Source organism: Streptomyces sp. PA03-3a (assembly GCF_033792735.1).
Lineage (GTDB): Bacteria > Actinomycetota > Actinomycetes > Streptomycetales > Streptomycetaceae > Actinacidiphila.
The window spans coordinates 63,960-78,172 of record NZ_JARAVM010000029.1; the positions used below are offsets into that span (position 1 = coordinate 63,960).

Here is a 14,213-nt window from a genome sequence, read left to right on the forward strand (position 1 = left end):
TCACAGCTTCAGCACGCGCTTCCCATGGCCCGGGAAAGTCCGCCGGTCGGAGCGCCCTGCCGCGGGTCAGCACTCCGGCCCGGGCGGGAGCCGTTCCTCGTCCGTGAGGGCCAGCTCCGCCCAGACGATCTTGCCCTCGCCGGTCCTGCGGACACCCCACCGCGTACAGAGCTCCGCGACGATCACCAGGCCCCGCCCGCCCTCGTCGGTGGGCTCGGGATGGCGCGGCAGCGGCGGGCCGGGACCGGCGTCGAAGACCTCGCAGGCCAGCTTCATGTGCCGGACCAGCCGCAACCGCACGGGTCCCGCCCCGTGCCGGACGGCGTTGGCCACCAACTCGCCGACGACCTGCTCGGCGCCCGCCCTCACCCGGTCCAGACCCCATGCGGACAGCTGCCGGACCGTCTCGGCCCGTGCGCGTCCGACGGCGGCCGCCTCGGCCGGCACCTCCATGCTGAACACCCGGTCGGCGCTGAGCCGGCAGGTCCTGGCGAGCAGCAGCGCGACGTCGTCGTCCTGACCGCGCGTGGGCAGCAGGTCAACCACCGCGTCGCACAGGTCCTCCAGCGAGGTGCCCGGCGGCCGGGTGAGCGCGGTCCGCAGGCGCTCCATCCCGTCGTCGATGTCGCGGTCCCGGGTCTCGACGAGCCCGTCGGTGTACATGGCGATGACGCTTCCCGCGGGCAGTTCCAGTTCGACCGAGGGAAAGGAGCGCAGGCCCACGCCGAGGGGCGCCCCGGAAGGGATCTCCGGGAAGGCGGCCGTGCCGTCCGGGGTGATGATCGCCGGCGGGGGGTGCCCGGCCCTGGCGATGGTCAGGCGCTCGTCGATGGGGTCGTAGACGGCGTACACGCAGGTGGCGCCGAGGATGCCGGTGGTGGGCGAGGTGTCGTCGGAGTCCTCGAAGCCCTGCCGGACGACGAGGTCGTCCAGCGCGGACAGCAGCCGGTCCGGGGGCAGATCCAGCCCCGCGAGGGTACTCACCGCCGTGCGGATCCGCCCCATGGCCGCGGCGGCGTTGAGGCCGTGCCCCACGACGTCCCCGACGACCAGGGCCACCCGTGCGCCGGAGAGCCGGATCACGTCGAACCAGTCGCCGCCCACGCCGTCCTGCGTGTCCGCCGGGAGGTAGCGCCAGATCGTCTCCAGGGAGAACCCGGCGCTCGGGTTGCGGGGCAGCAGGCTGCGCTGCAGGGTCAGCGCCATGTTGTGCTCGCGCGTGTAGCGGCGGGCGTTGTCCAGACTGAGCGCCGCCCGGCTGACCAGCTCCTCCGCCAGCGTCCGGTCGTTCTCGTCGAAGGGGGTGGGGTTCTCGCTGCGGACGAGCACGGCGACACCGAGGATCTCGCCCCGCGCGTGGACGGGCAGGATCAGCAGGCTGTGCATCCCGTGTTCGAGGACCCGCTGCAGCCGCTGCGGGTCCTCCTCCAGCCACGTGCCGGGCTCGGTGTCCAGCTCCGTCTCCATGTACGTCCGGCCGGAGCGCAGCACCTCGACGAACGGCGAGTGCGGGGGGACGAAGACGGGGCTGCCGCGCGCGAACAGCGACTCCCGGTAGTCGTCGTGGACCGAGGCGATCCCCGCCCGGTGGAAGACGGGGACGTTGCCGCCCTCCATCGGGCCGAGCCGGGTGAGCGGGGCGTTGCCGAGCCGGACCGACTCCGCGAGGTCGATCGTCGCGTAGTCGGCGAGCAGCGGCACCAGCAGGTCGGCGAGGTCCTGCGCGGTCTGCAGGACGTCCAGGTTGGTCCCGATGCTGGTCGCCGCGCGGCCCAGCACGGTCATGCGGTCCCTGGCCCGCCGGCTCTCGGTGACGTCCACGTTCACCGAGCAGACGCCGGGCAGCCCGTGTCGGACGTCCTCGATCCGGAAGACGGACAGCGCGTACGCTCGGTGCCGCAGCCGGTCCAGCTGGCTCAGCTCCCGGTCGATCACCGGGACGCCGCTCTCCAGGACCTCGCGCAGCAGGGACTCGACCTGCTCGGTGTTCGCGTAGAGCGGTGACTCGTCCAGGTGCCGGCCCAGGCGCTCCTCGCGGGAGAGGCCGAAGTGGTCGGCGAGGGCGTCGTTCAGCCAGGCGGTGCGCAGGTCGCTGTCCCAGATCGCCATCGGGAAAGGGCACAGCTCCGCGGCCGACTCCAGTACCGACGGAGGTACCCCGGCGGTCGAGACCAGCCAGTCCATCGTGCCCGCGGCCCCCGGCAGCCCGGTCACCCGCAGGTCCACGTCGAGCCGCCGGCCGCCCCGGTGCCGCAGGGCGACCGGCCCGGCCCACTCCCGGGTGAACCCCTGCGGCCCGTCCCCCGGCCCGTCCAGCAGCATGGAGGAGTGCCTGCCCAGGACGTCCGCCGCCGCGTGGCCCAGCAGCCTGTGGGCGACCTCCGTCCAGCGGACGAGCACCCCGCCCGCGTCGACCACCGCCAGAGCCGCTCCGGCGCTGTCGAGCGCCGACGCCTGGCCGGGCACGGTGTGATCGGGAGCGGACATACGTGACATTCCCTCGGGGTTCACGCTAGGTCCGTGGTCGGCCCCCTGCAAACGGTCACCGCCCAGGTCGGCGGCCCCGCGGCCGGGCGGGTCAGATCCAGGTGTCGAGCCACATACGGGCGCGCCAGGCGTCCATGGGGATGGTCTGCCCGGTGTAGAGCGGGAAGAAGTAGATGAAGTTCCAGACGATCAGCAGCACCAGCGTGCCCGCGCCGACCGCGCCCCACATGCGGCGGCGTTCGCTGGAGCCGGGCGGCCCGAGGATCGCGCCGAGCATCATCGTGACCGCGAGGCACAGGAACGGCACGAAGACGACCGCGTAGAAGAGGAAGATCGTCCGCTCCTGGTACACGAACCACGGCAGGTACCCGGCCGCGATGCCGCAGGCGATCGCGCCGGCGCGCCAGTCGCGGCGGAAGATCCAGCGGTACAGGACGTACAGCAGGGCGAAGCAGCCGGCCCACCACAGCACCGGGGTGCCGATGGCGAGCACCTCGCGGGCACAGCCGCCGGCCGCGGTGCAGCCGTCCTCGCCGAACTTGGGGGACTCGTAGAAGTACGACACCGGGCGGCCCAGGACGAGCCAGCTCCACGGGTTGGACTGGTAGGTGTGCGGGGCGTGCAGGTTGACGTGGAAGTCGTACACCTGCGACTCGTAGTGCCACAGGCTGCGCAGCGCCGCCCAGGAGTCGGAGAGGAAGCCGCCGTCCCCCTTGGCCCAGTCGCGGTCGTAGCCCTTGTCGGTGGTGAACCAGCCGAGCCAGGACACCAGGTACGTCACGACGGCCACGCCGACCATGCAGATCGACGCCCACAGCCCGTCCAGCCAGAACGCCGTCAGCCGGGGGTGGCGGGCGCCCGCCACCCGGCGGGCACCGGCGTCCCACAGCACGGCGAGGACGCCGAAGAACGCCAGCACGTACAGGCCGTTCCACTTCGTGCCGATGGCCAGACCCAGGCAGATCCCGGCCGCGATCCGCCAGGGGCGCAGGCCCAGCCAGGTGAACGAGGCGACACGGTCGTCCGGGCGGCCCGCGGGCAGGGCGGCGGCGAGCCGGGCCCGCGCGCGGTCGCGGTCGATCAGCAGGCAGCCGAAGGCGGCCAGTACGAAGAACATGACGACGAGGTCGAGCAGCGCGACGCGGCTCATCACGAAGTGCAGGCCGTCCACCGCCATCAGACCGCCCGCGAGGCAACCCAGGGCCGTGGAGCGGAAGAGCCGGCGGCCGATCCGGCAGAGCATCAGCACCGACAGGGTGCCGAGCACCGCCATCGCGAAGCGCCAGCCGAAGGGGTTCAGCCCGAAGATCCACTCACCGGAGGCGATCACCCACTTGCCGACGGGCGGGTGCACCACGTACGCGGGGGCGTCGGAGAGCGGGACGGAGGGCGGGGTGGCGAGGATCAGGTCGTTGGCCTTCTCCGGCCAGCTGCCCTCGTAGCCGTACTGCAGGAGCGACCACGCGTCCTTCGCGTAGTACGTCTCGTCGAATATCACCGCGTGCGGGCTGCCCAGGTTCCAGAACCGCAGCAGGCCCGCGAAGAGCGCCACCAGCAGCGGGCCGCCCCAGCCCGTCCAGCGGGCCAGCCGGGACGCCGCCGCCGGGCCCACGCCGAGCGCGGCCCAGGCCCGTGTCCCCGGCTCGGGGAACGGCTGGAGCAGGCGCTCGCGCACGTCGGGGCGCGGGCGGTCCGCGTAGCCGAAGCGGCGCAGCTGCCGCTGCCAGGGGCTCTGCTCCTCCGCGGCCTTCGGTGCGTCCTCGACCCGGTGCGCGTGCGTCGCGGTGTCACTCGTCACCGGGCCATCGTAGGGAAGCCGCATGTGTATGTGCTGAGGACCGGGCCAACCGGGGTACACCGCCGTGCCGCGGCGAGCCCCGGCCGGATGCGCGGCGGGTGGGAGACTGGGGCGGTGACTAGCTCCGCAGGACCGGCCGCAGGCGTACTCGTACTCGCAGGGACCCCCATCGGCGACGTCGCCGACGCCCCGCCCCGGCTCTCCGCGGAGCTGGCCGGCGCCGACGTGATCGCCGCCGAGGACACCCGGCGGCTGCGCCGGCTCACCCAGTCCCTGGGCGTGACCACCACCGCCCGGGTCGTGTCGTACTTCGAGGGCAACGAGTCGGCCCGCACCCCGGAGCTGGTCACCGCGCTGGAGGAGGGCGCCCGGGTGCTGCTCGTCACCGACGCCGGGATGCCCTCGGTCTCCGACCCCGGCTACCGGCTGGTCGCGGCGGCCGTCGAGCGCGACATCCGGGTGACGGCCGTCCCCGGGCCGTCCGCCGTGCTGACCGCGCTCGCCCTCAGCGGTCTGCCCGTCGACCGCTTCTGCTTCGAGGGCTTCCCGCCCCGCAAGGCCGGTGAGCGGCGGGCCCGGCTCGGCGAGGCCGCCGGCGAGCGCCGCACCCTGGTCTACTTCGAGGCCCCGCACCGGCTCGCCGAGACCCTCGCGGCGATGGCCGAGGCCTTCGGCGCCGGGCGCCGCGCCGCCGTCTGCCGCGAGCTGACCAAGACCTACGAGGAGGTCAGGCGCGGCACCCTGCGGGAGCTGGCGGCCTGGGCCGCCGAAGGGGTGCGCGGGGAGATCACGGTCGTCGTGGAGGGCGCCCCGGAGACCGGGCCGGAGGAGCTGGACGCCACCGAACTGGTGCGCCGGGTCCGGGTCCGCGAGGAGGCGGGAGAACCCCGCAAGGAGGCGATCGCCGCCGTGGCGGCGGCGGCGGGACTGCCCAAGCGGGAGGTCTTCGACGCCGTGGTGTCCGCGAAGCACGCCGCGAACCGGTCCACAACCGGCTAAACGCGGCAGGGTGCAAAGTCCTATCGTGGGAGAGGGAAAAACCTGGGTCGCGTGCCCGGCCCCGTGTCACACACAGCCCAAAACTGGCTCAAGAAAGGGCACCCCCGCTATCGCCGGGGCCCGCCCGGGCGTTCGCTGATAGAGGGAAGTCCCGCTCCGGACGCCTCGTCCGGAGGGCATCAGGAGCTGCCATGAGCGAGACCATCGGAACCGATGGCACGGTTCGTGAGGCGTACGCCTTCGTCTGCATCAGCTGCGGGCGCGGATGGGAGCAGGCGTACGAGATCGAGCACCACGTCGACGCACAGGGTCGCGAGACCGTCTGGTACATGGCGGACGGCAAGCGCGTTCCGTCCCCGCTGACCCGCCCGACGTGCGTGGAGTGCGAGAGCCACAAGGTCCGCATCATGCGGGCCGGACAGGTCTCCGATGTCGCCGGGTCCTGGTCGGTCACCGCGGCCGCCGGCCCGCTGCCCGCGGCCTCCGACATGCGCCGGGTGTCGGCCTCGCCCGCCGTGGAGGACGCCGAGCGCCGCGCACGGCACTGGTCGCCCCGCAACCTGCTGCACCGCAGGAGGGACGCCCGGTAGCCGCCGCGGCGCCCGGCCTAGGATCTGGTGCATGCCCGAGCAGAACCAGAGCCAGAGCCGGCGCCCGAAGAAGGACGCGTCCGCCGCCCCTCCCCTCCCCGAACCGCTCGCGGTCCCGGTGGCGGACTCGCACACCCATCTCGACATGCAGGAGGGCAGCGTCGAGGAGGCGCTGGCGAAGGCGGCGTCCGTCGGCGTGACGACCGTGGTCCAGGTGGGCTGCGACGTCGACGGCTCCCACTGGGCGGCGCGCACCGCCGGGGCGTACGACGCGGTGTGGGCGGCGGTCGCCCTGCACCCCAACGAGGCTCCCCGGATCGTCCACGGGGACCCCGACGGCTGGAGCCGCCAGGGGGCCCGCGAGGCGGGCGGCCTGCCCGCGCTGGACGCCGCCCTCGCGGAGATCGAGGCCCTCGCCGCGCTCCCCCAGGTGCGCGGCGTCGGCGAGACCGGACTCGACTACTTCCGCACCGGGCCCGAGGGCGTCGAGGCCCAGCAGTACTCCTTCCGACGCCACATCGACATCGCCAAACGGCACGGCAAGGCCCTGGTCATCCACGACCGCGAGGCCCACGCCGACGTGCTGCGCATCCTCGACGAGGAGGGCGCGCCCGGCACCGTCGTCTTCCACTGCTACTCCGGCGACGCCGAGATGGCCAAGGTCTGCGCCGACAAGGGCTACTACATGTCCTTCGCCGGCAACGTCACCTACAAGTCCGCGCAGGACCTGCGCGACGCGGTCGCGGTCGCCCCCGCCGAGCTGCTGCTGGTCGAGACGGACGCGCCCTTCCTCACCCCCGTCCCGCACCGCGGCCGCCCCAACGCGCCGTACCTGATCCCGGTCACCGTGCGGGCCATGGCCGCCGTCCGGGGAGCCACGGAGGACGAGCTGGCCGCGGCCGTCGGGGCCAACACCGCCCGCGCCTTCGGCTACTGACGACGCGTCGCGGGCGCGCCGTGCGCGTCGCGCGGTCGGCGTAACACCGCGTGTCCGATTCCGGACGCGTGGCGGAGCGCGGCGGTGGCCGCCGAGGGCGGGGCGGGGCGCGCTGACCACGGGTGTGAGGTCCATCGCGGGGTCCGTCACGGAGCCCTCGTCCGGCGACACGGCGTGACCGGCCGGCTTGGGAGAGTGATGAATCCTCCGCTATGGTCCCGGTTCGGTCCGAATCGGGCCGGGCCGGAGGTACGCCGTGAGCAACATCAGCAACGCGGGCACGACGCGGGCCGGAGCACGGTCCCACGCGGACGGCCCCCACCGCGGGACACCGGGCACGGCCTCCGCCGCCGAGGGCGTCGAGCCTCGTCCGGGGCGCGCGGCCGCCCGGCGCAGGCGCGCCGCGAGGCGCCCCGACGCGCTGAGCAGGCTGCTGCCCCAAGCCCTGGTCGTCGCCTTCCTGGCGGGCGGCAGCACCGCCTACCTGGCCGGCGGCAAGGCCGTGCAGCTCAGCGTGGACGGCCGGCCGCGCGCCCTGCACACCTTCGCCGCGAGCGTCGAGGAACTGCTGCAGCGCCAGGGCGTCGAGGTCGGCGACCACGACATCGTCGCCCCCGACCCCCGCGCGGCGCTGCAGGACGGCGACACCGTCGCCGTCCGCTTCGGCCGCCCGGTCGCGCTCACCCTCGACGGCAGGCCGCGGCGGATCTGGACCACGGCCGGCACCGTCGACGGCGCCCTGCGCCAGCTGGGCGTGCGCGCGGACGGCGCCTACCTGTCCGCCTCCCGCGGCGAGGCCATCGGGCGGCACGGGCTGGAACTGGACGTCCGCACCGAACGCCAGGTGACCTTCCTCGTCGACGGCCGCGAACGGCCCGTCCGCACCAACGCCGCCACCGTCGGAGAGGCGCTGCACGACGCCGGCATCATGATGCGCGGCCTCGACGCCACCTCCGTCGACCCCGACAGCTTCCCCCGCGAGGGCCAGACGATCTCCGTCAGACGCATCCGCGGCCACGACGAGGTCCACGAGGAGCCGGTGCCCTTCCGCGTCGAGCGGACGAAGGATCCCTCGCTGTTCGAGGGCACCACCGCCGTCGACACCCGGGGCAGGAACGGGCTGCGCCGCGTCACGTACGCGTACCGCACGGTCGACGGGGTCCGGCAGAAGCCGCGCCGGATCGCCGAGGAGGTGCTGCGCAAGCCCGTGCGGCAGGTCGTGCGCGTCGGCACCAAACGACTCCCCGACAGCGTCCAGGGCGCCGACCACCTCAACTGGAAGGCGCTCGGCCAGTGCGAGGCGGGCGGCCGGCCCAATGCGGTCGACGCCTCCGGCACCTACGGCGGCCTCTACCAGTTCGACCAGCGCACCTGGCGCAACCTGGGCGGCCGCGGCCGCCCCCAGGACGCCTCGGCCAAGGAGCAGACGTACCGCGCCAAGCGCCTGTACATCCAGCGCGGTGCCAGCCCCTGGCCGGTCTGCGGCCGCAAGCTCCACTCGTAGTCCGCGGGAGGCCGCGCCGGGCCCGGATACCCTTGAGCGGTGAGCACCACCGACCACTCCGGTCCCGCCGACGACGCCCTGCTCGGCCCCGCCGACATCCGTGAGCTGGCCGCCGCGCTGGGCGTCCGCCCCACCAAGCAGCGCGGCCAGAACTTCGTCATCGACGCGAACACGGTGCGCCGCATCGTGCGCACCGCCGACGTCCGGCCCGACGACGTGGTCGTCGAGGTCGGCCCGGGACTCGGCTCGCTCACGCTGGCGCTGCTGGAGGTGGCCGAGCGCGTCACCGCCGTGGAGATCGACGACGTACTGGCCGCGGCCCTCCCCTCCACCGTCGCCGCCCGCCTGCCCGGCCGGGCCGACGGCTTCGCGCTCGTGCACAGCGACGCCCTGCGCGTCGAGGAGCTGCCCGGCCCGCCGCCCACGGCCCTGGTGGCCAACCTGCCGTACAACGTGGCCGTCCCGGTGCTGCTGCACATGCTCGCGACCTTCCCTAGCATCGAGCGCACCCTGGTCATGGTGCAGTCCGAGGTCGCCGACCGGCTGGCCGCCAGACCCGGCTCCAAGGTGTACGGAGTCCCCTCGGTGAAGGCCGCCTGGTACGCGGAGGTCAAGCGGGCCGGCGCCATCGGCCGCAACGTCTTCTGGCCCGCCCCGAACGTCGACTCCGGACTGGTCTCGCTGGTCCGCCGCAAGGAGCCGCTCGCCACCACCGCCTCCCGCGAGCAGGTCTTCGCGGTCGTGGACGCCGCCTTCGCGCAGCGCCGCAAGACGCTGCGGGCCGCGCTGGCCGGCTGGGCGGGCTCGGCCGCCGCGGCGGAGGAGGCGCTGGTGGCCGCCGGCGTCTCCCCGCAGGCGCGCGGCGAGGCCCTCACCGTGGAGGAGTTCGCGGCGATCGCCGAGCACGGCGGGGGCGGCACCTCCCGGCGCTAGCAGAGGGCACAATGGGGGCGCCGCCGTGCCCGGCGCGCCCGTCCCCGAACGTATCGCGCGCCGCACGACCCCCGCACCGAGGAGAACCGCGCCAGTGACCCGCCGCCCCGCGTCCGTGACCGTCCGGGTCCCCGCCAAGGTCAACGTCCAGCTCGCGGTGGGCGGACCCCGCCCCGACGGCTTCCACGACCTGGCTAACGTCTTCCTCGCCGTCGGCCTGTACGACGAGGTCACCGTGACTCCCCTGGCCTCCGACGTGGGGGACCCCACCGCCGAGGAGCCGCGGATCACGGTCGCCGGACCGGACGCCGGCCAGGTCCCGGCGGACGCGAGCAACCTCGCCGCCCGCGCCGCCGTCGCGCTCGCCGCGCGGCACGGCCTGGAGCCGCGCGTCCACATCCACATCGTCAAGGACATCCCCGTCGCCGGCGGCATGGCCGGCGGCAGCGCCGACGCCGCGGGCGCCCTCGTCGCCTGCGACGCGCTGTGGGGCACCGGCGCGAGCCGCGAGGAACTGCTCGCGATCTGCGCCGAACTCGGCAGCGACGTCCCCTTCAGCCTGGTGGGCGGCGCCGCCCTCGGCCGGGGCCGCGGCGAGCTGCTGGAGCCGCTGGAGACCGGCGGCACCTTCCACTGGGTCTTCGCCGTCGCCGACGGCGGCCTGTCCACCCCCGAGGTCTACCGCGAGTGCGACCGGCTGCGCGGCGACGCGGCGGTGCCGGAGCCGGAGGCCTCCCCGGCCCTGATCGAGGCGCTGCGCACCGGTGACGCCGTCGCCCTCGCCGCCTCCCTGGCCAACGACCTGCAGCCCGCCGCACTGTCCCTGCGGCCCTCGCTGGCCGCGACCCTCGCCGCGGGCACCGAGGCCGGCGCCCTGGCCGCCCTGGTCTCCGGCTCCGGCCCCACCACCGCCTTCCTCGCCAAGGACGCCGAGTCCGCGCACGCCGTCGCCGGCGCCCTCGCCGCCTCCGGCACCTGCCGCACGGTCCGGGTCACCACCGGCCCCGCCCAGGGCGCGACCCTGCTCTGAGTAGCCGTACTCACCCGATTCCGGGACGAGTTGAGTAGGGCGGGCCTGACGGAACGGCGCCCCGGCGCGGGATCGTGCCGCCATGGGGATGACAGCCGGAGAGGCGGCCGCGGCGACACCCGCGGGCCGGGACCGTTACGTGGACTTCCTGCGGGTGGCGTCGCTGGCCGCGGTCGTACTGGGGCACTGGCTGATGGCGGCGGTGACCACCGGGCCCGGCGGGGGCGTCGAGATCGGCAACCTGCTGGCGGTGCGCCCGGCGCTGCAACCGCTGACCTGGGCGCTGCAGGTCATGCCGGTGTTCTTCTTCGTCGGCGGCTTCTCGCACGCGCTCTCGTACCGCTCGGTGGCGCGCTCCGGCGGCGGGTACGCGGACTTCCTGCGGGCCCGGCTGCGCCGGCTGCTGCGGCCGACGATGCTGTTCGTCGCTGTGTGGGGCGCGGGCGCGCTGCTGCTCCCGGTGCCGGACGCGGCGGCACGGCTGGTGGCGCAACCGCTGTGGTTCATCGGGATCTACCTCGGCATGGTGGCCTTCACCCCGCCGCTGCTGCGGCTGCACGAGCGCTACGGCTGGGGCGCCTTCGCCGCGCTGTCGGCCGGCGCGCTCGTGGTGGACGTGCTGCGCTTCGCCCTCGACGTGCCCTACGTACCGTTCCTGAACTTCGCCTTCGTCTGGCTCGCGGTGCACCAGCTGGGCTTCCTGCGCGCGGACGGCCGGCTCCGGCTCCCCGCAGTCCTGGCCGCCTGCGGGCTGGCCGGGGCGGTCGCGCTGGTCGCCGTCGGTCCGTACCCGCTGTCCATGGTGGGCATGCCCGGCGAGCGGATCTCCAACATGGCGCCGCCCACGCTCGCCCTGCTCTGCCACGGCATGTGGCTCGTCGGCGCCGTCGAACTGCTGCGCCGCCCCGCCGCGCGCCTGCTGGAGCGCCCGCGCGTGTGGCGCGGCGTGGTCGCCGCGAACGGCATCGCGATGACGGCCTTCCTCTGGCACCTCACGGCCATGCTCGCCGTGTACGGCGCGTTGATCTCGCTGGGCGGCACCCTGCCCGCCCCGGCCGGTGCCGCCTGGTGGGCCCAGGCGCCGCTGCGGGTCGCGGCCGCCACCGCCCTCACCGCCGCCCTGGTCGCCGTCTTCCGCCGCGCCGAACGCCCACCGGCCCCCACCGCCCCCGCCCGGCCGCAGGCCCCCCTGTCCGGCCCCGGCGCGGCACTCGGCGTCGCCCTCGCGCTCCTCGGCGTCCTCGGCCTGTCCGCCGTCGGCTTCGGCGGCCTTCTCGACGGCCACTCGGCCACCCTGATCGCCGTCCGCGTGACGGCCCCGGCCGCCGTCCTGATGGCCGTCACCGGCTGGGCCCTGGTCGAACGCGCGGGCCGCACCGGGGGATGAGGCGGGCATCAGCCCACCCGGCCGACCTTGAGGACCAGGACGGTGACCGTCTCGGCGTCAGGCCGGTACAGAACACGCCAGTCGCCCACGGACAGCCGCAAGTACCCCGAACCTCCCAGGGCGCGCGCTGTCGGCGGACGCGGTTCCCGGGCCAAATCCCGGACGGCAGCCGCGCACGCCTTCGCACCCACCGGATCGAGGAGGCGCAGGCGGCGGAACTCGTCCATGGCCTGGTGCTGCCAGACGACGGTGTGTGTCACGAGGCCTCGGCCTGACGATCCTCGTCCTCCAGCCGGGCCATGAACTCGTCATGCGTCAGCGCGGGACCGGTGGGGGCCGATTCGCGGGCCGCCGACTCGGCCGCGTCCGCCGCGTCGCGCAGACGCTGTAGTTCCTCGAGCTCGCTTATCGGGATGAGCGCGGCGGCGGGTTTGCCGTACTCGCTGATCAGGATGTGTTCATGCCCGTGCCGGACCCGGCCGACGAGCTGCCCGAGCTGGTTGCGCGCTTCCACGAGCGGATACGTATCCATGAGGGAAATGTACAGACCTGCGGCTGTGTACGGTTGGCGATTCGCCGGAGACGGGCGGGCCCACCCGCACGGGTGCCCGCGCGGGGGCGGCCGGGCCCGAGGGGTGAGGGCGCCGCACTACCCTGGGAGGTCGTTCTTTCGTAGTGACAGGAGTCCCATGGCCGTCAACCTGGTCAACGTCGAGTCCGTCAGCAAGGTGTACGGAACGCGCACCCTGCTGGACGGGGTCTCGCTCGGCGTATCGGAGGGCGACCGCATCGGTGTCGTCGGCCGCAACGGCGACGGGAAGACGACCCTGATCCGCATGCTGGCGAAGCAGGAGGGGCCGGACACCGGGCGGGTGACGCACACCTCTGACCTGCGGCTGGGCGTGCTGACGCAGTACGACAGCCTGGACCCGCGGGCCACCATCCGGCACGAGGTGGTCGGCGACCGCCCGGACCACGAGTGGGCCGGCGACGCCAGGATCCGGGACGTGCTCACCGGGCTCTTCGGCGGGCTTGGCCTGCCCGGCTTCCCGCAGGGGCTGGACACGGTGATCGGACCGCTGTCCGGAGGCGAGCGCCGGCGGATCGCCCTGGCGAAGCTGCTCATCGCCGAGCAGGAACTGCTCGTGCTCGACGAGCCCACCAACCACCTCGACGTCGAGGGCATCGCCTGGCTGGCCGGCCACCTGCAGACCCGCCGCTCGGCCCTGGTGTGCGTGACCCACGACCGCTGGTTCCTGGACCAGGTCTGCACCCGCATGTGGGACGTGCAGCGCGGTGACGTCCACGAGTACGAGGGCGGCTACAGCGACTACGTCTTCGCCCGCGCCGAGCGCGAGCGGATCGCCGCGACCGAGGAGGTCAAGCGGCAGAACCTGATGCGCAAGGAGCTGGCCTGGCTGCGCCGCGGCGCCCCCGCCCGCACCAGCAAGCCGCGCTTTCGCATCGAGGCGGCCAACGAGCTGATCGCCGACGTGCCGCCGCCGCGCGACAACGCCGAACTGATGAAGTTCGCCACGACCCGGCTGGGCAGGACCGTCTTCGACCTGGAGAACGTGACCGTCCAGGCCGGGCCCAAGGTGCTCCTGAAGCACCTGACCTGGCAGCTGGGCCCCGGCGACCGGGTCGGTCTGGTCGGCGTCAACGGTGCGGGCAAGACGTCCCTGCTGCGGGCGCTCGCGGACGCCGCCGCCAGCGAGGGCGAGAAGCAGCCCGCGGCGGGCAAGGTCGTCGTCGGCAAGACCGTGCGGCTTGCCTACCTGTCGCAGGAGGTCGCCGAACTCGACCCCGCGCTGCGGGTGCTGCAGGCCGTGGAGTCGGTGCGCGGCCGGGTCGACCTCGGCAAGGGCCGGGAGATGACGGCGGGTCAGCTCTGCGAGAAGTTCGGGTTCACCAAGGAGAAGCAGTGGACCCCGGTCGGCGACCTCTCCGGCGGTGAGCGGCGCCGGCTGCAGCTGCTGCGGCTGCTGATGGACGAGCCCAACGTGCTCTTCCTCGACGAGCCCACCAACGACCTGGACATCGAGACCCTGACCCAGCTGGAGGACCTGCTCGACGGCTGGCCCGGCTCGATGGTGGTCATCTCCCACGACCGCTACTTCCTGGAGCGCACCACCGACCGGGTCTTCGCCCTGCTCGGCGACGCGACGCTGCGCATGCTCCCGCGCGGCATCGACGAGTACCTGGACCGGCGCCGCGCGGCGGTCGAAGCGGCCGCCCCCGCGCCCGCCCCGGCCAAGCCGAAGGGCGGCGGTGACAGCCGCGCGGCCAAGAAGGAACTGCAGCGCGTCGAGCGGCAGCTGGACAAGATCGGCGAGAAGGAGTCGAAGCTGCACAACGCCATCGCCGAGAACGCCACCGACTTCGAGAAGGTGGCCGAACTCGACCTGGAGCTGCGGTCGCTGGCCGCCGAGCGCGAGGAACTGGAGATGCGCTGGCTGGAGCTGGCCGAAGAGGTGTAGCAGTGCCGTAACGGTCCTTCGGCGCGGGGGCGGAACGGTGTGTGACCGGTGGTACAAAGAGGGTCACC

The 14,213-nt window shown here is 74.0% G+C and carries 12 protein-coding genes; 8 read left to right on the forward strand and 4 right to left on the reverse strand.

All coding sequences use genetic code 11. The features are described from left to right. Window positions 1-66 precede the first annotated feature (66 nt). Together PV342_RS30040 and PV342_RS30045 are read right to left on the reverse strand one after the other, a co-directional pair. A complete protein-coding gene (locus tag PV342_RS30040) occupies window positions 67-2,487 on the reverse strand; it encodes a SpoIIE family protein phosphatase (protein ID WP_500319412.1) in 2,421 nt (806 codons plus the stop codon). Between the two features lie 91 nt (window positions 2,488-2,578). Next, on the reverse strand, window positions 2,579-4,309 hold the full coding sequence (locus PV342_RS30045) for a dolichyl-phosphate-mannose--protein mannosyltransferase (protein ID WP_500319414.1): 1,731 nt from the start codon (window positions 4,307-4,309) through the stop codon (window positions 2,579-2,581). Between the two features lie 63 nt (window positions 4,310-4,372). Here PV342_RS30045 and rsmI point away from each other — a divergent pair, with 63 nt between their 5' ends. The 7 genes from rsmI to PV342_RS30080 all read left to right on the forward strand — a co-directional run bounded on the left by rsmI (window position 4,373) and on the right by PV342_RS30080 (window position 11,665). Further along, a complete protein-coding gene (rsmI, locus tag PV342_RS30050; RefSeq protein ID WP_051102085.1) occupies window positions 4,373-5,284 on the forward strand; it encodes a 16S rRNA (cytidine(1402)-2'-O)-methyltransferase in 912 nt (303 codons plus the stop codon). 191 nt (window positions 5,285-5,475) lie between these two features. Further along, the gene (locus PV342_RS30055) at window positions 5,476-5,874 is read left to right on the forward strand and encodes a hypothetical protein (protein WP_500319416.1); all 399 of its coding nucleotides are present in this window, start codon (window positions 5,476-5,478) and stop codon (window positions 5,872-5,874) included. 31 nt (window positions 5,875-5,905) lie between these two features. Further along, window positions 5,906-6,811 (forward strand): TatD family hydrolase, encoded by a 906-nt coding sequence (locus PV342_RS30060; RefSeq protein WP_406265592.1) that lies wholly within the window; start codon window positions 5,906-5,908, stop codon window positions 6,809-6,811. Window positions 6,812-7,067: 256 nt separating this feature from the next. Continuing rightward, window positions 7,068-8,315, forward strand: coding sequence for a resuscitation-promoting factor (locus tag PV342_RS30065; protein WP_500319418.1), 1,248 nt, complete (start codon window positions 7,068-7,070; stop codon window positions 8,313-8,315). Between the two features lie 39 nt (window positions 8,316-8,354). After that, on the forward strand, window positions 8,355-9,248 hold the full coding sequence (gene rsmA, locus PV342_RS30070; RefSeq protein WP_500319420.1) for a 16S rRNA (adenine(1518)-N(6)/adenine(1519)-N(6))-dimethyltransferase RsmA: 894 nt from the start codon (window positions 8,355-8,357) through the stop codon (window positions 9,246-9,248). A gap of 94 nt (window positions 9,249-9,342) precedes the next feature. Then, a complete protein-coding gene (locus PV342_RS30075; protein ID WP_400802746.1) occupies window positions 9,343-10,278 on the forward strand; it encodes a 4-(cytidine 5'-diphospho)-2-C-methyl-D-erythritol kinase in 936 nt (311 codons plus the stop codon). 82 nt (window positions 10,279-10,360) lie between these two features. Next, window positions 10,361-11,665 carry an acyltransferase family protein gene (locus PV342_RS30080; protein WP_500319422.1) on the forward strand — a complete coding sequence of 435 codons (1,305 nt, stop codon included), beginning with the start codon at window positions 10,361-10,363 and terminating at the stop codon, window positions 11,663-11,665. Window positions 11,666-11,673: 8 nt separating this feature from the next. Here the strand turns inward: PV342_RS30080 and PV342_RS30085 are convergent, their stop codons facing one another. After that, window positions 11,674-11,925, reverse strand: a complete 252-nt coding sequence (locus PV342_RS30085; protein WP_018559832.1) for a type II toxin-antitoxin system RelE family toxin — start codon at window positions 11,923-11,925, stop codon at window positions 11,674-11,676. After that, window positions 11,922-12,197 (reverse strand): type II toxin-antitoxin system Phd/YefM family antitoxin, encoded by a 276-nt coding sequence (locus tag PV342_RS30090; protein WP_078619930.1) that lies wholly within the window; start codon window positions 12,195-12,197, stop codon window positions 11,922-11,924. Before PV342_RS30090 ends, PV342_RS30085 begins: the two co-directional genes overlap by 4 nt. Before the next feature lie 157 nt (window positions 12,198-12,354). Here PV342_RS30090 and PV342_RS30095 point away from each other — a divergent pair, with 157 nt between their 5' ends. Further along, window positions 12,355-14,145, forward strand: a complete 1,791-nt coding sequence (locus PV342_RS30095) for an ABC-F family ATP-binding cassette domain-containing protein (protein WP_500319425.1) — start codon at window positions 12,355-12,357, stop codon at window positions 14,143-14,145. Window positions 14,146-14,213: the final 68 nt, after the last annotated feature.

Excerpts from the sequence above, each read along its gene's own strand:
- PV342_RS30040 (WP_500319412.1), bottom strand. The coding sequence starts at position 2,487 with ATGTCCGCTCCCGATCACACCGTGCCCGGCCAGGCGTCGGCGCTCGAC.
- PV342_RS30045 (WP_500319414.1), bottom strand. The coding sequence starts at position 4,309 with ATGCGGCTTCCCTACGATGGCCCGGTGACGAGTGACACCGCGACGCAC.
- rsmI (WP_051102085.1), top strand. The coding sequence starts at position 4,373 with ATGCGCGGCGGGTGGGAGACTGGGGCGGTGACTAGCTCCGCAGGACCG.
- PV342_RS30055 (WP_500319416.1), top strand. The coding sequence starts at position 5,476 with ATGAGCGAGACCATCGGAACCGATGGCACGGTTCGTGAGGCGTACGCC.
- PV342_RS30060 (WP_406265592.1), top strand. The coding sequence starts at position 5,906 with ATGCCCGAGCAGAACCAGAGCCAGAGCCGGCGCCCGAAGAAGGACGCG.
- PV342_RS30080 (WP_500319422.1), top strand. The coding sequence starts at position 10,361 with ATGGGGATGACAGCCGGAGAGGCGGCCGCGGCGACACCCGCGGGCCGG.
- PV342_RS30090 (WP_078619930.1), bottom strand. The coding sequence starts at position 12,197 with ATGGATACGTATCCGCTCGTGGAAGCGCGCAACCAGCTCGGGCAGCTC.
- PV342_RS30095 (WP_500319425.1), top strand. The coding sequence starts at position 12,355 with ATGGCCGTCAACCTGGTCAACGTCGAGTCCGTCAGCAAGGTGTACGGA.